Source organism: Lutibacter sp. (assembly GCF_041596795.1).
Taxonomy (GTDB): domain Bacteria; phylum Bacteroidota; class Bacteroidia; order Flavobacteriales; family Flavobacteriaceae; genus Lutibacter.
Map to the genome: position 1 here is coordinate 1 of NZ_JBFHHX010000001.1, position 21,336 is coordinate 21,336.

16 protein-coding genes, 1 tRNA gene and 1 pseudogene are annotated in these 21,336 nt (G+C 30.8%); 9 read left to right on the forward strand and 9 right to left on the reverse strand.

From position 1 onward, the window contains the following. Positions 1–54: 54 nt before the first annotated feature. Positions 55–139, forward strand: a tRNA-Ser gene (locus tag ABY298_RS00005). A gap of 200 nt (positions 140–339) precedes the next feature. Here the strand turns inward: ABY298_RS00005 and ABY298_RS00010 are convergent. After that, a complete protein-coding gene (locus tag ABY298_RS00010) occupies positions 340–516 on the reverse strand; it encodes a DUF6266 family protein (protein WP_372743922.1) in 177 nt (58 codons plus the stop codon). A 262-nt stretch (positions 517–778) separates the two neighbouring features. Between ABY298_RS00010 and ABY298_RS00015 the strand changes: the two genes are divergently transcribed. Together ABY298_RS00015 and ABY298_RS00020 are read left to right on the forward strand one after the other, a co-directional pair. After that, the gene (locus ABY298_RS00015; RefSeq protein ID WP_372743923.1) at positions 779–964 is read left to right on the forward strand and encodes a hypothetical protein; all 186 of its coding nucleotides are present in this window, start codon (positions 779–781) and stop codon (positions 962–964) included. Between the two features lie 8 nt (positions 965–972). Next, positions 973–1,119 (forward strand): hypothetical protein, encoded by a 147-nt coding sequence (locus ABY298_RS00020; RefSeq protein ID WP_372743924.1) that lies wholly within the window; start codon positions 973–975, stop codon positions 1,117–1,119. Here the strand turns inward: ABY298_RS00020 and ABY298_RS00025 are convergent. From ABY298_RS00025 to ABY298_RS00055, 7 genes and pseudogenes are all read right to left on the reverse strand, one after another. Further along, positions 1,105–1,692, reverse strand: a complete 588-nt coding sequence (locus tag ABY298_RS00025) for a lactate utilization protein C (protein WP_372743925.1) — start codon at positions 1,690–1,692, stop codon at positions 1,105–1,107. The genes ABY298_RS00020 and ABY298_RS00025 overlap by 15 nt on opposite strands. Continuing rightward, positions 1,692–3,056, reverse strand: coding sequence for a LutB/LldF family L-lactate oxidation iron-sulfur protein (locus tag ABY298_RS00030; RefSeq protein WP_372743926.1), 1,365 nt, complete (start codon positions 3,054–3,056; stop codon positions 1,692–1,694). The genes ABY298_RS00025 and ABY298_RS00030 overlap by 1 nt, the downstream gene beginning before the upstream one ends. 2 nt (positions 3,057–3,058) lie before the next feature. After that, positions 3,059–3,796: a (Fe-S)-binding protein gene (locus tag ABY298_RS00035; protein WP_372743927.1), complete on the reverse strand. Its 738-nt coding sequence runs from the start codon at positions 3,794–3,796 to the stop codon at positions 3,059–3,061. 93 nt (positions 3,797–3,889) lie between these two features. Then, a pseudogene (locus ABY298_RS00040) lies at positions 3,890–4,136 on the reverse strand (L-rhamnose mutarotase). A gap of 28 nt (positions 4,137–4,164) precedes the next feature. Beyond that, on the reverse strand, positions 4,165–5,457 hold the full coding sequence (gene fucP / locus ABY298_RS00045) for an L-fucose:H+ symporter permease (protein WP_372743928.1): 1,293 nt from the start codon (positions 5,455–5,457) through the stop codon (positions 4,165–4,167). A gap of 62 nt (positions 5,458–5,519) precedes the next feature. Continuing rightward, positions 5,520–6,965 carry an aldehyde dehydrogenase gene (aldA, locus tag ABY298_RS00050; RefSeq protein ID WP_372743929.1) on the reverse strand — a complete coding sequence of 482 codons (1,446 nt, stop codon included), beginning with the start codon at positions 6,963–6,965 and terminating at the stop codon, positions 5,520–5,522. 324 nt (positions 6,966–7,289) lie between these two features. Beyond that, a complete protein-coding gene (locus ABY298_RS00055) occupies positions 7,290–8,189 on the reverse strand; it encodes a helix-turn-helix domain-containing protein (RefSeq protein WP_372743930.1) in 900 nt (299 codons plus the stop codon). A gap of 107 nt (positions 8,190–8,296) precedes the next feature. Here ABY298_RS00055 and rhaD point away from each other — a divergent pair, with 107 nt between their 5' ends. From rhaD to ABY298_RS00070, 3 genes are all read left to right on the forward strand, one after another. Then, entirely contained in the window at positions 8,297–9,091 is a 795-nt protein-coding gene (gene rhaD / locus ABY298_RS00060) for a rhamnulose-1-phosphate aldolase (protein WP_372743931.1), read from the forward strand. A 20-nt stretch (positions 9,092–9,111) separates the two neighbouring features. Continuing rightward, positions 9,112–10,899, forward strand: a complete 1,788-nt coding sequence (locus ABY298_RS00065; protein WP_372743932.1) for an L-fucose isomerase — start codon at positions 9,112–9,114, stop codon at positions 10,897–10,899. Positions 10,900–11,044: 145 nt separating this feature from the next. Then, entirely contained in the window at positions 11,045–12,352 is a 1,308-nt protein-coding gene (locus tag ABY298_RS00070) for an FGGY family carbohydrate kinase (RefSeq protein ID WP_372743933.1), read from the forward strand. A 428-nt stretch (positions 12,353–12,780) separates the two neighbouring features. Here ABY298_RS00070 and ABY298_RS00075 read toward each other — a convergent pair whose 3' ends face one another. Next, a complete protein-coding gene (locus ABY298_RS00075) occupies positions 12,781–13,989 on the reverse strand; it encodes a glycoside hydrolase family 88 protein (RefSeq protein WP_372743934.1) in 1,209 nt (402 codons plus the stop codon). Positions 13,990–14,689: 700 nt separating this feature from the next. Here ABY298_RS00075 and ABY298_RS00080 point away from each other — a divergent pair. Genes ABY298_RS00080 through ABY298_RS00090 form a run of 3 tightly spaced genes read left to right on the forward strand, consistent with a single transcriptional unit; the run spans position 14,690 to position 21,144 of the window. Continuing rightward, entirely contained in the window at positions 14,690–17,926 is a 3,237-nt protein-coding gene (locus ABY298_RS00080; RefSeq protein ID WP_372743935.1) for a SusC/RagA family TonB-linked outer membrane protein, read from the forward strand. Between the two features lie 12 nt (positions 17,927–17,938). Further along, on the forward strand, positions 17,939–19,726 hold the full coding sequence (locus ABY298_RS00085) for a RagB/SusD family nutrient uptake outer membrane protein (protein ID WP_372743936.1): 1,788 nt from the start codon (positions 17,939–17,941) through the stop codon (positions 19,724–19,726). A 29-nt stretch (positions 19,727–19,755) separates the two neighbouring features. After that, complete coding sequence (locus ABY298_RS00090) at positions 19,756–21,144, forward strand: IPT/TIG domain-containing protein (RefSeq protein WP_372743937.1); 1,389 nt, start codon at positions 19,756–19,758, stop codon at positions 21,142–21,144. The last annotated feature ends 192 nt before the right edge of the window (positions 21,145–21,336 follow it).

Consider the following 21,336-nt stretch of genomic DNA (forward strand, 5'->3'; position numbering starts at 1 on the left):
AAAAAAGCGTTTTATATTTGCATCCGCATTCAGGGAATACCTGATGAGACTTCTGGAGAAATGGCAGAGTGGTCGAATGCGGCAGTCTTGAAAACTGTTGAGGGTCACACCTCCGGGGGTTCGAATCCCTCTTTCTCCGCTTTTTAAAACCGTAATCGTTTGTAAATCAAACTTTTACGGTTTTTTATTCACCTTATATCCCCACATTATTCCCACAGTTAAAATATAATAAAACTACTCATTTTCAATTGTTTAAACATAAAAAAAAACTACAAATTAATGTAACGGTTCTGATAAAATAGTTATTTAGATCTTAAAATTAAGCCGCCGTACCAGAGCCTAAATAACTACTATTTGATACTTTACCATCTGCTGCAACAAAAGACATATATATATTTCAACTGTATCTCCAGAATATGAAGCTGGAATATTTAATATTTCTACTCCTGTAGACCTTTCTGCACCATCTAAAATGTAAGTAGATTCTTTCTTGATAGGATTGTAAACTAATAACATTGCCTTATCTGTAGCATTCGCATTGCTTTCGGTTGAATTATCAGTCCAACTAAATGAAACCTAACCTGGAGTCGATAAGTCGGTTAAAGGATTTAAAACACTTGATAAACTCCCTTTACTTAATAATGCTGTTGCATAATTAACTTAAAAATCAGGTGCAACGCTTGTAATTGCATTACTTAATACATTAGACATCGCAAAATTAAAAGCTGATTTTTTTTGATTGCGAAATTTTTAAAACCAACATTTATAAAGCCTTTGTTTGGCTGTTGAGTTTCATGGAGATAGAAAAAAAGAATTTACTCAAGACTTAAAATACATCTATACAGTTACAAACCAACAAGCAGTTAGAACTGCCTTGGAAGACTTTAATTTAAAATGGAATAGTAAATACTTTTATGCTGTAGATTCGTTGTACAAAAACTGGTTGAACTCACTGCTTTTCTAGATTTTCCTGTGGAAATAAGATGTATAATTTATACTACAAGCCTTATTGAAAACTTAAATGGCAAGATTAGAAAGCACACCAAAAACATGCTCTCTCTTCCAACAAATGAAGCTGTAAAAAAAATCAATGTATTTGGCTCTCTATTTATTAATTAAAAAAACTGTTAAACTCATGGCTCCTTGAGCTCCAATAACCAAACATTGCTCAATGTCCGCAGTTTTTGAAGGACCAGAAATAAAAAGACCAAAAGTACGCTCTCTATTCGCAATTAATTTGTATGCTTCATGTAAATTTGAATACAGCTTTTCTTTGTTTAAAATAATTACCAAATCATTGGTAATAAATGGTAAAACACGGATAGGAAACTCTTTTTCAGAAATCCAAATAGCACCATTTTCAGCCAAACCAAAATCTCCATCTAAAATGGCTAAATGAATAGACTCCAATTCATGTGGATTCGTTTTTTCTGAAATTGAAATCGTTTCTAAAGTAGATTTTTGAGAACACGAGATAATATCCTTAGCTTTTGGATACCTTTTTTTAATTTCAGCATCAATTTCTTTCAATTTATTTATCTCAATTATACTTCCTCCAACTAAGGCTACTTTTTCTTTAAAAAATGCTACTAAATCAATAGTTTCAAAAAAAACAGTTTCATCTATTTCTGGCAATGGCAACAAGGTTGGTTTATTTTCTTTTACCGATTTTAATATTGCTTCTCTACCCATTATTTTTTTCTATTTATTTGATACCAAGTATCAAAATTTTCATTCTTAATTTTTGGAAGTTCTCTTGCTTTTCCCCAAGAATTTAATTTGGAATACACTATAAATCGAGGTGCAAATTTTAATATAAATCGTGCTGATTTCCCTCCTAAATTATAGAGTACTCTATTTCCTAACACTTTCCCAACCATTTTTAGAATTGTCAATTTCACAAAAGGTTGTTTTACATCTTTTACAATTAGTTGTCGCCATTTATATAATTGCTCATGGATATTAATTTTAACTGGACATACATTTGAACATGAACCACATAATGTAGATGCAAAAGGTAGTGAACTGTATTTTGTTAAATCTTTTCCTGGTGATAAAATGGAACCAATTGGCCCGGGAATAGTAGCATTATAACTATGTCCGCCACTTCTTCTATAAATAGGACAAGTATTCATACAAGCACCACAACGGATACAATGCAATGAAGATCTAAAATCTTCTCTACTCAATTGTTCGGTTCTTCCATTATCTACAATTACAATGTGCAATTCTTTTCCTTCTGCAGGTTTATTAAAATGTGAGGAATAGGTTGTAATTGGTTGTCCTGTTGCGCTTCTGGCTAACAATCTTAAAAAAACGCCTAAATGTTCTTCCTTAGGAATAATTTTTTCAATACCCATACACGCAATATGAACAGGAGCTAAATGAGCACCCATATCTGCATTTCCTTCATTAGTGCATACTACAAATCCACCGGTTTCTGCAATTGCAAAATTTACACCTGTAATGGCTACATCAGCCTGTAAAAATTTATTACGCAGGTGTTTTCTTGCTTCATTTGTCAAATACTCTGGATTCCCATTGCTTGGTTTTGTTCCTAAATGTTCTTGAAACAATTCATCAACTTCTTCTTTTGTTTTATGAATTGCAGGCAACACAATATGACTTGGAGTTTCTTTTGCAATTTGCACTATATATTCTCCCAAATCAGTATCAACAACTTCTATTCCCCTATTTTGTAAATAAGGATTCAAATGGCATTCTTCCGTAAGCATAGACTTACTTTTTACCACTTTTTTAGCATTACTACCCTCTAATATTTTATAAACAATAGCGTTATGCTCTTCAGCAGTTGACGCCCAATGAACTTTAATTCCATTTTTTTGCGCATTAGCTTCAAATTCAATTAAATAATTATCTAAATTGGATAGTACATTTCCTTTTATTTTTGAAGCAGTATCGCGTAAATATTCCCAGCCTTTAACATTGTGCGCCGCATTATCTCTTTTTTCACGAACATACCATAAAGCTTTATCGTGCCAATTTACTTTGGCTTCATTTTTATTAAAAATTGCTGCTTTTTCTGAATGGCTCATAATTAAATACTACTGTTTAAAATTTCTGCGATATGCAACACTCGTAACGGTTGATTATTTCTATTAATTAGACCTTCTAAATGCATTAAACAAGAATGATCTGCGCCTGTAATAACTTCTACACCATTATCTAAATGGTCTTGAATTTTATCTTTACCCATTTTTACTGAAATAGCTTCTTCAAATACAGAAAATGTTCCACCAAAACCACAACATTCATCTTCCCTATTCAACTTCATTAATTCTAAACCTTTTACACTATTTAGTAAATCTTCTTCAGTAGAAAAATGCGGATCCATTCTTTCTGAACAAGACCCTAAATGCAATCCTCGTAAACCGTGACAGCTTTTATGTAGGCCTACTCTATACGGAAATGAAGCTCCTAAATCTTTTTTTCCTAAAACTTTTACAATGAATTCACATAATTCATAAGCATTGTTTCTAATTTTAATAACATCAGGTGTTTGCTCTAAAATATCGAAATGTTTTTTAACGTGATAAATACAACTTCCTGAAGGACCAACTATATAATCATATTCATTAAAATTTTCCACAAATAACAGACAAGCACCTTTTGAATCTTCTTCATATCCCGAATTCCCTAAAGGTTGGCCACAACAAGTTTGCTGGGTTGGATAATATACATCAACACCTAATTTCTCTAATAACTCTAACGTTGCAATAGCAACTTGTGGGTATAATTGATTAATATAACAAGGTATAAATAAACCTACTTTCATAATTCTAAATATTTACAATTGACATATTTTTTCCATCAACATCCGTTTTTCTCCTTTTTTAGCAAAAGGTAGATTTTTTTTTATATTTCCACATTACGTTTCCCATTCTTGTACTTTTTTATTTTTTAAATCCATTGCTGATTTATTTTCAAAAGAAAAAGTATCATTTACTTCCATAACCATAAACAGTCTATTTCCAACTAAGTAAATTTCTAAATTCAGTATTCCGCTATTTTTGATACTTAACAATTTCTGGCCATACTTTTTTATGATGTTCTCTATATGCTAAAATAAGTTCAGAATCCTCTTTAAGATTACGTGAAAAACAATGTTTTTTCATACGTGAATTTTATTTTAAACAATCCTCTTTAACTGTGAATTTTTAAAGTTCTATAACCGTAAATAGCAATTACACAAAAACAAATAAATGGCAATATAAATGAAAAGTTTACAGCAGGAAGAGAGCCAACTGTTCCCAAATCAATAATAGTTCCTTGTAACGGTGGCATTAATGCCCCACCAACTATTGCCATTACTAATCCTGCAGCACCTAAAGTAGTGTCTTCGCCTAATTTATGTAAAGCAATTCCATAAATGGTTGGAAACATCAGCGACATAAATGCTGAAGTTGCAACTAATAAATATAAACCCATTTGACCTTCAATAAGTATAACACCTGATATGCTCAACATTGCACCTAGGGCAAAAAGCAGCAATAGTTTTTTAGCATTTACATATTTCATTAACATAGTACTAATAAATCTACTTAAAAGGAAAATTCCCATGGCAACTATATTATAATTTTGAGCAGTTGATTTTGCAATCCCTAAATTATCTGCATACTGTATAATAAAAGTCCAACACATAATTTGTGCTGCTACATAAAACATTTGAGCAATTACTCCTTCTCTATATTTAGAGTTTGCTATCAATCTTTTAAATGAAGCCATTGCATTAAAGTTATCATCCTTCTTAACTTGTGCCGGCATTTTATAAATACTTATAATTACCAACATTGCAATTACAACAAAGCCTAAAATTATATACGGATTTCTAATTATTAGCAAATCGTGTGTACGGATAGCTGCTTTTTGAACCTCATCAAGGGTTGTAAATATTAATTCTCCAGTGGCTGTTCGTTTATCTGAATCTAATACTGCAAGAATAAATTTTGATGCAACAAACATTCCCAATAAAGAACCAATTGGATTGAATGACTGCGCTAAATTTAAACGACGTGTAGCTGTTCTTTCATCTCCCATTGATAAAATAAATGGATTTGCTGTAGTCTCTAAAAAAGCCAATCCAAATGTTAATATATATAATGATATTAAAAAGAAGCCAAATACTTCAAACTGGGCTGCAGGATAAAACAATAAAGCACCAATGGCATATAAAATAAGTCCAAATATAATTCCTTTTTTATAGCTGTATTTTTGTACAAATAATGCGGCTGGTATTGCCATAGTTGCATAACCACCGTAAAATGCAAATTGCACTAAGGCTGCTTTTGCCGTTGAAATTTCCATAACAGTTCCAAACGCTGCAACCATTGGGTTTGTAATATCGTTAGCAAATCCCCACAATGCAAATAATGAGGTTATTAAAATAAACGGAACTAAATATTCTTTAGATACGACCGGGATGTTATTATTTTTCATTTATGAAATTTAAGTATTAAAAAAGGTGAAATAATTACATTTCATCTTTTTTTTAGAATTTATTATTTATTATAATATTGAGCGTACACAACTTTGGTTTGTAAATATTCTTCCATTCCATGTTTTCCATCGGCTCCACCAACACCAGATTTTTTCCACCCTGCATGAAAACCTTGTATAGCTTCAAAATGCTCTCTATTTACATACGTTTCTCCAAATTGAAGTTTTGTTGTTGCATACATAATGTTATTGAAATTTTCAGAAAAAATAGAAGAAGTTAATCCAAACTGACTATCATTAGATAATACTACGGCTTCTTCTAAACTTCCAAATTTCATAACTGGTAATACAGGTCCAAAAACTTCTTCTTGAATAATCTGCATATCTTGTTTGCAATTTGTTAATAACGTAGGTTGATAATAATATCCTTTTCCAAATTGTTCCGATCTTTTTCCTCCAACAACAACTTCAGCACCTTCTTTCTTCGCAAATTCAACCATTTCAGAAACCTTATCTAATTGAGCTTTAGAAACCAAAGCACTCATGTCGGCATTTACGCCAGTTAAAGCATCTTCAACTTTAACTTCATTCATTTTTTTGGTAATCATTTCCATAAACTTATCATAGATATCATCTTGTACATAAACTCTTTCTGCACAGTTACAAACTTGCCCGCTAAATATAACTCTTGATGAAACTATTGAATTTACTGCTAATTCTAAATTAGCATCATTACAAACAATTGCAGGAGCTTTACCGCCTAACTCTAAAGATACTTTTGTGATGTTTTCTGAAGCTGCTTCAAAAACTTTTTGACCAGCATATACACTTCCGGTTAAACTAATAATTCCTGTAATTGGGCTTTTAGAAAGCGTATTTCCAACTAAAGCCCCAGATCCACATACAATATTTAATACACCTGCAGGTAATCCAATATTTTCAATAAGCTCCGCCCATTCCATAATAGTATTAGGAGCTTCAGAACTAGGTTTTATAACACAAGTATTACCTGTTATTAATGATGCAGCAACTTTTCGAGCCATTACAAAAAATGGAAAATTCCAAGGACAAATACCAACGGCAACTCCAATGGGAGCTTTATGTAAATAAATGTGTTCATTTGCTCTATCACTTTGAATAATTTCTCCTTCAATTCTTCTTGCCCATGCAGCGTTATAATCAAAATAATCAGCTGTTACATCAATTTCTACTTGTGCTAATCCTATTACTTTAGCTTGTTCTTTGGCTAAAGTCTCTGCTAAAAATACTCTATTAGCTCTAATAACATCAGCCATTTTATGTAAAAATGAAGCTCTTTGTATTGCTGGTAAAGCTTCCCAAGCAGGTTGCGCATCTTTAGCTGCTTCTAAAGCTAAATTTGCATCTTCAACAGAACCTCCAGGAATTGTTGAAATAACTTGTTCGGTACAAGGATTTAATATTTCTATTACTTTATTTGATGTTGAGTTAATAAATTTGCCATTAATAAATTGTTTAAACTGTTTCATGTCATAAGTTTTTAATTACTATTTGGTTATATCAGAAAATAAATTACTTATATTTTCTATTTCAGAAACACATTTTTTTGATAATAAAATATGTGCGTATTAAACAAATATAGAACATACCACATCAGAATTAATTATCTATTATAATCAATACTATGTACAATTTAAACATGCTATTTTAACAGCCACAACTAGAAGTGCTGAAATTGAATAATGTATAAAACTTCAGAATAATAATATATGCATAATGCAACCAATAAAAAATAGGAATTATTACATTTGACATTCATAATTCATAATTTACCAGTAATAATTTATAAAAACCTAGGTGTATTTTCCAGATTTATAACTTGCAGGTGTTAATCTTGTAACAGATTTAAAAACTCTAGAAAAATGGTAACGATCAGAAAAACCTAAATTATAGGCAATATCTTCAATGGTTTTATGGGTGTGCTCAAATAAGTCGCAAGCTTTTGCAATTTTTCTATTTTGAATAAAACTATGCAGGGTAATATTCATTTCATCCTTAAACAATCTTGAAAATGAATTTGGTGCCATATTTACAATTTCTGCCAAATCTGGATTACTTAGTTTTTTTTCTATATTAATTTCAATAAAACGAATTATGGTTAATACGCGTTCATCAATATCAATGGCTTTCCATAATTCAGGACCAATATTTGTAAGTGCTTCTTTTATAAAAGCTTGTAATTTTAGGTTAAACGTTAATTTAAAATCTCTGTTCTCTATTTTTAATCTATAGGTTAAATATTGCAATCTATCTTTCAAATATTCAGATAATTCAATTTTAAAAATTCCTGGATACACATTATCAAATGGAATTCCTAAGTTAAAATGTATAAAAAAATGAATTAATTGTTTATCACTATAATCGTCTTCATTAAAATCACTTGATATTTGTTTACCTTCTACATGTATACCATTTTTATATCTATGATTTTTTGTAAACCTTGTAGAAAATGAAGTAAAAGGAGGAATAATATAGAGGTAATTAGGATCCATTTTATAACAATTTTCTTGATGGATTAATTCACCTCCTTCATTTTTATTCCAATAAAGCCTCCAAAAAGGAAACACCATATCATGGCAATCCCATAAATCCAACAACCAATACCTAGAACATAACAACTTCAGTTTTAGATCTATAAAGTTTTGTTTATTTGATGAGGGATCTCCTAATTCTATATCTTTCACAAACTTCATAAAACCAACATGTTTGAATTAGATACAAAAATACAAATTTTGAATATTTATTTCACATTTGTTTCTAAGTAAATTTGTAGTATTAGTTATGTTATAAAATAATAAATATGAGCACAATAAAACTTCCAATTGAAGTACAGAAAGAATTAAATAATGTTTCAAAAGTAGCCGGTTATTTATGGCAAAGAGAATGGGCAGAAAGAAACGCAGGTAATATATCAATTAATTTAACATCTTTTTTCTCTAAAGAAGAAGTAAAAGGTATTGGAACAGAAGTACCTTTTAATTTTCCAAAAGGCGTAGCAGGATTTGTAATTTACATTACAGGAACAGGTTGTTATTTAAGAGATTTAATAGATAAAATTGAAGAAGCTTCTTGCATACTTTATATAAATGAAGACGCTACTGCTTATTCTATTATTTGGGGTGGAAAAAGAGAAAATTTTGGACCTACTTGTGAATTAATTTCGCATTCAAGTATTCATTTATTTAACTCAATAAATCATCCAGAAAATTTAGCCGTTGTTCATACACATCCATTAGAATTGATTTGTATGAGTCACCATGAATTATTTGAAAATGAAGAGGAATTAAACCGTCAATTATGGATGATGTGTCCAGAAGTTAGAGTATTTGTTCCAAAGGGCGTTCATTGTACACCATACGCACTGTCTAGTACAGCAGCTTTAGCAGAAGTAACTATGGAAGCATTTAAAACAAGAAACATTTCTTTATGGGAAAAACATGGAGCTACGGCAACTGCTCCAGATGTAGAAAAAGCCTGGGATTTTTTAGATGTAGCAAATAAAGGCGCAAAATTATTAATGATGTGTTGGGCAGCCGGTTTTAAACCAGCAGGATTATCCAACGAGCAATTAACTGAATTAGAACAATTTACATAGGACTTAAAAACCAAAATATAATGAGTAGACTTATAGGTAGATTACCAAAAATAGGAATTCGCCCTGTTATAGATGGACGTGAATTAGGAGTAAGAGAATCTTTAGAGGTTCAAACAATGGATATGGCAAAAGCCGCAGCAAAATTAATAGAAGATACATTACGTTTCCCTAGTGGTGAAAAAGTAGAATGTGTAATTGCAGATACTACAATTGGAGGTGTTGCAGATGCTGCTGCTTGTGCAGATAAATTTAAAAGAGAAGGTGTAGAAGTTTCATTATCAGTTACTCCATGTTGGTGTTATGGTACTGAAGTTATGGATACAGACCCTTTAATACCAAAAGCAGTTTGGGGTTTTAACGGAACTGAAAGACCAGGCGCAGTTTATTTAGCTGCTGCATTGGCAGGTTATTCTCAAAAAGGGCTACCAGCTTTCGGAATATATGGAAAAGAAGTGCAAGATGGAGGAGATCAATCTATTCCTAATGATGTTGCTGAGAAAATTTTACGTTTTGCTAAGGGAGCTTTAGCAGTTGCTCAAATGAAAGGAAAATCTTATTTATCTATTGGCTATAGTTCAATGGGTATTGCAGGTTCTATGGTAGATGTAAATTTCTTACAAGACTATTTAGGAGTAAGAGCAGAATTTGTAGAATCGGTGGAACTTTTAAGACGTATAGACGAAGGTATATTTGACCAAGAAGAATACGCAAAAGCTTTAGCTTGGACTAAAAAAAATTGTAAAGAAGGAAAAGATTATAACAGTCCTGAAGCTCAAAAATCGGCAGAACAAAAAGAATTAGAGTGGGAAAAAGTTGTAAAAATGACCTTAATCTGTAAAGATTTAATGAACGGAAATCCTAAATTAAAAGAAATGGGATTTGGTGAAGAGTCAAAAGGAAGAAATGCAATTATGGGTGGATTTCAAGGGCAACGTCAATGGACAGACTATCAACCAAATGCAGATTTTACAGAATCAATAATGAATTCATCTTTTGATTGGAATGGAATTCGTCAAGCATATACATTTGCAACAGAAAACGATTGTTTAAATGCAATTTCAATGTTATTCGGTCATTTATTAACAGGAAAAGCACAATTATTTTCTGATGTTAGAACTTATTGGAGTCCAGAATCTGTAGAAAGAGTAACAGGAAAAAAACTTTCTGGCATTGCTAAAAATGGAATTATTCATTTAATCAATTCAGGCTCAACATCTTTAGATGCTACAGCTCAACAAACTGATGCTGATGGAAATCCAACTATGAAGCCTTTCTGGGGTATCACAGAAGAGGAAGTTCAAAAATGTTTGGACAATACAAAATGGCCTGCAGCAATTGGAGAGTATTTTAGAGGTGGAGGTTTCTCCTCACAATTTAAAACAAAAGGAACTATTCCATTAACTATGTGTCGTTTAAATTTAGTTAAAGGTATTGGTCCAGTGCTTCAAATTGTTGAAGGATGGAGTGTTGAATTATCAGAAGACATACATTATATTTTAGACGAAAGAACAAATCCAACTTGGCCAACAACTTGGTTTGTGCCTAGAACTACAGGTTCAGGATTCTTTAAAGATGTGTATACAGTAATGGCTAAATGGGGAGCAAACCACGGAGCTATTTCTCACGGACATATTGGTGCCGATTTAATTTCATTGGCAGCAATGTTACGCATTCCTGTAAATATGCACAATGTATCTGAAGATGACGTTTTTAGACCAAGTGCTTGGTCTGCTTTTGGTGAAAACCTTGAAGGAGCAGATTATAGAGCTTGTGAAAACTACGGTCCTCTATATGGTTTTAAAAATTAATTAAACAACTAAAGAAGAATTGGTTACCTAATTATTAAAAGATACAATCTCCACATTCTTTTTTATATTACTATTAAAGCTTTCCCTTATAATTTTATAAATAAAATAATAAGGGAAGTTTTTAATATCTAAATTTTCAATAAAAATGACAAAAGTTATAGCGGTAATTGATATAGGAAAAACAAATAAAAAAATATTTTTATTTGATGAAAATTTCGAAGTAGTATTTCAAAATTCAATTCAATTTGATGAAATAATTGATGATGATAATTTTCCTTGTGACGATATTGTTTCCATAGAAAACTGGATTAAAAATCAAATTTTAAGTATTCAAATGAAAGGGAATTTTAAAATAAAAGCTATAAATTTTACAACTCATGGAGCTTCTTTAATATACTTAAATAAAGATGGAAAACGCATTACTCCACTATATAATTACCTAAAAAATATAGACTTAAAAGATTACGAAAGTTTGTACAAAAAAAATGGAGGTGCAGAAGAATTTTCTAGAAAAACAGCTTCACCAGTATATGGAATGTTAAATACTGGTTTACAAATGCTTTGGATTAAAAAGTATAAACCAGAAATTTGGAAACAAGTTGATACTATATTACACTATCCACAATATTTAAGTTATTTATTTACAAAAAAAATAACAGCAGATTACACTTCTGTTGGTGCGCATACAGCAACCTGGGATTTTGATACAATGCAATATCACAGCTGGTTAAAAGATGAAAATATAACCTTACCAACACCTTGTAAAGGAAATGAAGCCTTTATTTCTGAAATAAATGGAGAAAAAATTGCAGTTGGTACAGGTATGCACGATAGCTCATCTTCAATAATTCCTTTATTAGAAAAAGAAAAAGATTTTGTTCTATTATCAACTGGAACGTGGATTATTGCAATGAATCCGTTTAGTAAAGAAATATTAACACAACATCAACTTAAAAATAATTGCTTGTGTTTTATAACTCCAGAAAAGCAACAAGTAAAGTCTTCTATGCAATTTTTAGGAAGAATTCATGAGGTGTATTTAAAAGCACTTAGTGAATATTATAAAGTAAATATCAATACTCATTTAAAACTTATTTTAAATACAACACTTTGTGAAGCATTGGTTTCTAAAAATTCAAACCTATTTTTAGCTAAAGGTATTGATACTGATTTTGAAGCTCACCCTGAATATTTGAAAAATTTTGATTCGTATGAAACAGCCTATTACCAATTAGTGTATGAAATATCAAAAAAAGTAATAGCTGGTATTCAATTAATTTCTGATGAAAACGTAGACATTTCAAATGTATTTATCTCAGGAGGATTTAATAGAAATGAAATATTTATTAAGTTCCTAAACCTACTAAATCCAACTATTAATATTAAAATTTCTGACTGTAAAAATGAAAGTGCTTTAGGAGCTGCTTTGATAATGAAAAGTTATTTAAAATAAAAATATTTTAAAATTTTACAAACTTTTAAGTTAATATCTATAAGTGCCGAACCCAATAATTAAGTTTAAAGAAACTTAATTATTGGGTTCGGCCTTTTATAGCTTATTGTTTGAATAATTAGCAATAATTAGATTAAATTTTCAAAACCTTCACATAACTGAATATCAACAAAATTACTTCCTTACATAATTTTAAACATTCTAACTACTGCAATCCAATTTGTTTTACTACAATATTATTCTTTCACTTTAATACTAATAAGTTCATAGAGAGCGCTAAAATTCATATAATCTTATATTTCCCTCAAATATTATTAACAACTCTTTTATAAATCTATTGTAAAAAAAATTTCATCTTTCATGTTTTCTAAAAACTGAAAGATGAAATTAACCAAACGTAAAATATTAATTCAAATATGTAATAGTATTTACTCTAAACCTTGCAATTTTTTTAATCTAACTAATGCTTCCATATAATAATAATCTGCATAAATTATTGGCACATCCACTTCAGAATTATTTGGATAATGACCTGTTGAGTGTAACAATAATGCCTGATTTGTATCTCCACTTAAATAATTATTACTAGATAACTCTTTAATATAGCTTAGGGCAGCATTGTAATATTTTTCTTTTAAAATAGGATCCTTAACTAACCCTGACAATTCTAACATACCACAGGCAGCTACAGCTGCTGCTGATGCATCTCTTGGTGAATTTGGTATTTTAGGATCATCAAAATCCCAAAAAGGAATTCCATCTTCAGGTAAACGTTTTATATAATGCTCTGCCAATTTAATTGCAGTATCTAAAAACTCTTGAGCTTCTGTTTCTCTATAAGCTATAGAAAATCCATAAATTCCCCAAGTTTGCCCTCTTGCCCACATTGACTCATTTGCATATCCCTGATGCGTATACCCTTGTAAAAACTCTCCAGTTTCTTCATTAAAGGAACCAACGTGAAACATTGAATTATCTTCTCTAATTAAATATTTCATTGTTACCGCAGCATGATTTTTAGCAATTGTATACAACTCTTTATTTTCACCGTTTTTTGCAGCCCAAAACAACAATTCTAAATTCATCATATTATCTACAATTGTATTGTGTCTAAATTTATGAACTTGACTAGGCCAAGATAAAATAGAGCCCACTTTTGGGTTATATAATGTAGCTAAAGTATCAGCAGCTGCCAACATTATTTCTTTATAGCTTTCATTACCCGTAATTCTATAACCATTACCATAGCTACAATAAACCATAAAACCTATGTCGTGATTGTCTGCAGAGGTATATGCTATTGGTTTAATAGTGTTTGTAAACTTTTCTGCTTGTTCTTTTAAGTAAACATCACCTGATGTCTCATACGCATACCACACAACACCTGGCCAAAAACCACTACACCAATCTTTAACACCAACAAAATTCCAGCCTTTTTCACCTTTATCTATATTTCTAGGAAGACTATCATAACTTGATAATTTTTCAAGTGTACTCTTTGTTTTTATAACATTCAAATCTAATACCTGATCCGCACTAAATTTTATAGATTCGGTAGAATGGGTTTGTTTTTTATTAGTTTGACAAGCAATTATTAAGAAAATTGCAGCAAATAAGATGGGCTTTGTAAAGTTCATTTAAATTTGTTTAATAAATTATATCAATTAAATTATGTTTTGAAGAGTAATATTTAATTTCAAAACAAATTATTTATCTAATACAAGATTAGCTAAACCGACAAATTCAAAGAATAAAACATGAACCAAAAACTATAAACTATCATTCTTTTATGCATTTTCTGGTTAACAATTTTAGTTTAGATATATTTTTAAACACAAAAAGCAACATAAACATTTAAATTTCTAATTTTAAAAAGGTAGAAGAAGAATTAAAAAAATGAATTGAAAAATATATTAACTTACCTAATTAAATAGTTAATCTATCATATAAATATGAAGTACCACCCTGTAAATAAAAATATAAACAACTAACTATTAGTGTTTTATAAATTTTTACACTTTAAATTCATACAAATATTTATACAAAAGAAGGTTTAAGCAAACTCTAATTTATTAAATATCTTTTTAATTCTTTATATACATTCTTTCATATTTGTTACCTTAGCAATTTACAGTTTAGAATAAACACTTTTTTCATCAAAACTTATAAAATCCTACATAAACAAATGGTTAATCACCCCTTTTATCATCAAAATAAACCATAAATTATAGGCTTTGAATACTATTTTACACAAACTTCCCATATTTGGTTTTAACATTGTATTAACATTTTGTCAAGGCAAAATCAATTTTAATTAACCTTTAAATCATATTTTTTATGACTAAATTAAAACTCAATCAGAGAAATCTGAAATTATTTTCAAGTCTATTTTGGATAGTAGGCTTTTTAATGTGTGGAGCATTTACACCTGTGCAGGCCACAACGGTTACTTCAACTATAGAGAGTAATCAAAGTAAAACTGTAACAGGTAAAGTTATTAGCGCAAGTGATAACTTAGGAATACCAGGAGTAAATGTTATTATAAAAGGAACAACTCATGGAGTCACTACTGATTTTGATGGAAATTACTCCATTAGTAATGTAGATTCCGACGCTGTATTAATATTTAGTTTTCTTGGTTTTTCTAGTCAAGAAATAAGCGTTAATGATAAAAGCATTATTAATGTAACCTTAAAAGAAGACGCACAAGCTTTAGATGAAGTAGTAGTTGTAGGTTACGGAACACAAAAGAAAGCTGTTGTAACAGGTTCTATTGATATTATAAAAAGTGAAGTTTTTGAAGACCGAGCAATTAGTAACCCTGTTTTAGCTCTACAAGGAGCTACACCTGGTGTTGTAGTTTCTAGAGATAGTTCTAGACCTGGTGAAGAAGGTGCAGATTTCTTAATTAGAGGTAGCACATCAATTAATGGTGGTTCTGCCCTTATTGTTGTTGATGGTGTTCCAGGTGCAGATTTTGCCCGTATTAACCCTGATGATATTGAAAATATTTCTGTACTTAAAGATGCATCTGCTTCTATTTATGGAGCAAGAGCTGCAAATGGTGTTGTTTTAGTAACAACTAAAAAAGGTAAAGGAAAAATGAGTATTGAACTTAATTCTCAAATTAGAATTAACACATTAGGTATAAAGCCACAAAGCACTTCTGCTTTAGAGTATTTTAATGTTTATACTGATGCGATGCAATCTGATGAAGATGTATTAGGATTAGCACAATACAATGCCTTTGGTTGGTTAAGTTTAGACAATGCATTATCAATTAGAGATATGCTTGCTGCTGGAGAAGAAGGTTATATTAATTCTTATTGGGGAGCACCAGCCGGTAACCCAACTGATATATATGTAGTAAACAATAATATTTGGGATCAAGTATATGGTAACTCTGTATCTAACCAACAAAACATAAGTATTTCTGGTTCTGATGACAAAATTGATTATCGTTTCTCTGGAATGTATGCAGAAAATGTAGGTCCTGTTGATGTGACCTACGATGGACAAATTCAATATAATTTAAGATCTGTTGTAAATGCTCAAGTATCAAAGCGTTTAAAATTAGGATCAAACATTTCATTTAACCATTTTAAATTATCTCAACCATCTGCAACTTTATCTGGAAGTGCATTTACAAATGACCCTCCAATATACCCAACAGTGAATCCTTACGGTCAATGGGTATCAAACTTTAACTATTCAGGTGGTGCTAGACAACCTTTAGCAAACTTAGTTGACGGAGGTAGAAATTTTGAAGAAAGAGATAGATTAAATATCAGTTTAGATGCTACGTACCAAATAACAGATAAATTAGATTTTAAAGCTACAGCATCTTTTTTAATTAATAGTTACGATATTACAAATTACACTTTAGAAGTACCTATATATTCATATGATGGACTTAAACTAGTAAATACTTTAAATAATGGTTCTACAACTTTTAATACTGAGTTTGGTACTGGTAGAAAAGATATTTACGGAGCTTATTTTAATTATAAGAATACTTTTAATGAAGACCACAACTTTGCTGTTACAGCAGGTATAAACACTGAAGACTCTAGAAACAAAACTGTTTGGGGAGAAAGAATTGGTTTTGAAGATCAAGGCGTATACAATATTACATCTGCATCAGAAGATTACCAAACTAATGGTGGTGTAGACTGGCACGAAGGTCTTTACGGTATCGTTACAAACGTAACATATGACTACCAAAACAAATATTTAGCAAACGTTACTTTTAGAAGAGATGGTTCTTCTAGATTTGCTCCTGAAGAAAGATGGGATAACTTTTTATCTGGTTCTTTAGGTTGGGTAGTTACTCATGAAAAATTTATGGAAAATGTTAAGTTTTTAGATTTCTTAAAACTAAGAGCTAGTTATGGTGAATCTGCCAATGGATTAACAGGTATTGGACGTTATGATTATATTTCTACAATGTCTACTGGTACTGTTTTATTTGGATCTACACCATCTGAACAAACTACTGCTTATTTATCTTCACTTACAAGTCGTGAAAGAACTTGGGAACGTGTTGAACAAACAAACTTTGGTTTAGACTTTAGAGTTTTAGACAATAGATTAACTGGTAACTTTGATTATTTTACTAAACAAAACTTAGGTATGTTTATTGAAGTTGCATATCCATACCAATTAGGAGAAACTGCTCCTGTAACTAACAGTGGAGATTTAAAAACTAAAGGTTGGGAAGCATCACTTACTTGGAATGAAACTGTTAATGATGACTTTAAATATAGCATTGGAGTATTTATGTCTGATGCAAAAGATAAAATTATTAATAGAGGAGGGTTTGTTCAACCAAGTGCTGGAATTACAAGTGCTGTTGAAGGGTATCCTATTTCATCATTATGGGTTTACAAAACAGATGGTATTTTCCAAACTCAAGACGAAGTTGATGCATACTACGATACTTATGGAACTATTTTAAATAATTCAGGTTCACCAATGACATCGACTGGTGTTGCTACTAAGTTATCTCCTGGAGACACTAGAAAAGTTGACGTAAACGGAGACGGAAGAATCGACCAAACAGATTTAGTATATGTTGGTGACACAAGAGCTCACCTAAATTTTGGTATTAATTTATCTGCAACTTATAAAAGATTCGATTTTGGAGCTTTATTCCAAGGTGTAGGAAAACAAAATGTTATTAGAACAGGTGTATTCTCTTATCCAATTGTTGGTCGTTTTACAAACCAAACAAATCAATTCTTAGGTCAAACTTGGACAGCTACAAATACTAATGCTATTTATCCAAGAACTACTACACATACAACAAGATCTAGCTGGAACTGGGCTTATAATGACTTTATGGTTCAAAACAACAGATACATACGTTTAAAAACCCTAACTATAGGTTACACATTACCTAAATTTAAAATAAATAATACAAAATTTAATAAAGTTAGATTATACTTTAGTGGTAATGATTTATGGGAAGCAACTAGTTTAAATGACGGTTATGACCCTGAGTATGGTTCAAGCACAGATAATACATACCCTTTTACACGTACTTGGGCATTTGGAGTTAATGTTAATTTATAAAAAATTATGATGATGAAAAATAATAAATTTATACAAACACTTGTTATAGTTTCAGCACTTATTCTAAGCTCATGTGTTGATGAAATCTTAGACAAAGAACCTATACAAGGATATACAGAAGCTGCATTCTACGACTCGCCAGAAGAGTTTGAATTAGCTGCTAATAAGTTGTACAACGACTTAAATGACCCTAGAAATACAGAAAAATCTGAAATGCTAGATCACAGTAGTGATTTAAATGCTAACTATTTTTCGAACCCTTATGGACAAGGTTCGGTTACAATCCCAGTAAATGATAACGATTATTGGAGTGATTCTTATTTTTCAATAAGAGATTGTAATATTCTACTAGCAAAAGCAGAAGAATATACTGATGATTATAGTGAAATATCTCAATATGTTGCAGCTGCAAAATTCTTTAGAGCTACTCAATACTTTGAATTATTACAACGCTACGGAGGTGTTCCAATCACAAACGAAGTTTTAGATTTAGATTCAGAAGAAGTATTTGCAGCTCGTAACAGTAGATACGAAGTTGTAGATGTAATATTATCTGACTTAACAGATGCTATTCCAGATTTACCTAATGAAAATTCTATTTCTTCAGAAGACAAAGGAAGAATAAGTAGTGAAGCAGCTAAAGCTTTTAAAGCTTGGGTTTTACTTTACGAAGCAACTTGGGAAAAATATGTTGGAACTACAACAGATGGAGATGGTATTTCATCAGGAGCTGGGTCTGCAGGCGCTGCTGATAATTTTACAGCATATTTAACTGAAGCAATTACGTTAAACGAAGAAGTAATAAGCTCAGGTGCTTACGAGTTATGGAACTATAACAGTGACCCAGATATGAATAATAGAAGTAACTACTATTTATTTAATTTAGAAGGAGCAGATTCTAACCCATTAGGTTTAGATAAATCATCTAACAAAGAGTTTATTTTATATACAACTTTTGATGAAATTTTAGGTTCTATTAATATTAGTCAAAATTCTGTAGGAAGAGTTAACCCAAGTAGAAAAATGATGGATTTATTTTTATCTACAGATGGTTTACCAATTGCACAGTCTCCTTTATTTCAAGGTTATGAAAGTCCTCAAGACGAATTCCAAAATAGAGATTATAGAATGGAATGCTATTTTAGAAATATTAATACAGATGAAATTCCTGTAGATGGAGAATATACTTTAGATGGTATTGTAGAAACTAGTGGTGGTTCACCTTACAGAAACTTAAAATTTGTTTCAACTGGTTATCTGTTTTCAACACAAGATCCAACAGATGGTTTTAACTGGCCAATTATTAGATTAGCTACAGTATATTTAAACTTGGCAGAAGCTATTTACGAACTTAATGGTTCAATTACTGATGGAGAATTGAATGAAACAATTAATTTAACAAAAGCAAGAGCTGGGCTACCTGCACTTACAAACTCTTTTGCTGCGGCTAATAATTTAGATGTTTTAGAAGAAATTAGAAGAGAACGTGCTATAGAACTTTTTGCTGAAAACTCAAGATACAACGATTTAAAACGTTGGGGAATTGCTGAACAAGAATTAAATAAAAGCATTCTTGGGCCTGTTATAGAAGGAACAGATTATGAAAACAACACAGCTTTATACGATTCAGCGGCATACCCTGACGGTGAAGAATCTGTTGAAACTGGATCTGGATTATTAAAAGCTGTTGTGTTAAATTCTTCTTCTGGTAGAAATTTCCAAAGATCACATTACGTTTGGCCTTTACCAACGAGAGAAATTGCGCAAAACTCTAACCTACTTCAAAATCCTAACTATTAAAATTAAAGCATAATTTAAATTATAAAGAGATGAAAAAATATAATATAATAAAAAACATTGCTTTACTTACTGTACTAATAAGTACATTATTAGTAGCATGTTACCCTGAACAATCTATTGAATATAATCCCGATGTACCTACGTATGACGCTATTACATTCACAGGTTTTAGTCCAACAACAGGTTATCCTGGAACACCAATTACAATAACTGGAACTAATTTTGGTGATGTAAAACAAGCAGCAAAAATTTCATTTAATGATGCAGATGTAGATATTGATACTGAAATAGTAAGTTATTCTGATACTGAAATGGTAGTATTAGTTCCCGAATTTGCAGGAACAGGACCAATAAACCTTAGTGTTTGGACTAACGAAGCACAAAGCTCAACAGATTTTGTTTACAAAGCGGGAGTTGTAATTAGTAGTTTAAGTAGTTACGAAGCAACAGCTGGAGAACAATTAACTATTTTCGGACTTAATTTTGGTACAGATGCTAGCGCAATATCAGTGCTTTTTAATGATGGTGTTGAGGCTACAATTGAAAGCATCTCAAATACTGAAATAGTAGTTACTATACCTACAGATGGTGTTAGTGGAGCAATAACAATAACTTATGATGAAGGAAACAGAGAAACTGTTGGACCTACATTTATCTATGTAGACTCTTCAATAGTATATGATGATTTCCTAGAAGCTTCTGAAGAATTTGGTGGGTGTTTTGATAGATCAGGAACACAAGAATCTGGATACTGGCCATCAACTCAACCAATCAATTATATTGGCGATAGAAAATGGGAAATACATGGTAACGACCAATCTGGTAGAAGTTGGGGATTTGTAGAAGAAGGTTCTGGTGAATTAACAATTGGAGCAACTAGAAGTTGGGGATACGATATTTCTGACCATGCTGCAAGCGGTTATACAAAACCTACTACATTAACATTAGAAGCTAATATTAATCTAGGTACTTTTACAAATAACGATCCTCCAAGACCATTTAGAGGTGTTCATTTAGGGTATGTTTCTGAAGTACTAAATTCGGCAACTGATGGAAATAGTGTTTCTTATGGAGGATTAAGAGGTATTATTATTACACCAGATAGTAATGAAATTTATTTATGGGATGGTTCATTTAGTACAAGTTCAACTACATTTGCTGGAATAGATGCTGTCTCAATTACAGACTTTATCCCTGATTATGATAGAGATGCTGATCATAATTTAAAATTAGTAGTTGATACTATAACTGGAGAATTGGTAAGTTTTGAACTTGATGGAACTTTAATTGAATTTACTGATGACGCAGGTAACAAATTATCTCCTGATTTTTCAGATGCTAACACAAAATATATGTTAATTGGTGGAAATGCTATTTCTGGTACATTTGCATATTGTTACGATATTAGATTTTATTAATAAATAGAATCTAAATAATAAAAGCTCCTTGTAAATAATTACATGGAGCTTTTTTATATTTTAAAATCACTTTAATCATATATGTTTTTTTCTAAAAAAAATTACAACCTGTATACAGTAACATAAAACTCAGCACATATTATATATAAAATCTAAAATTCAAACTTAAAAAAGAAGTCTTAATAATAAAAC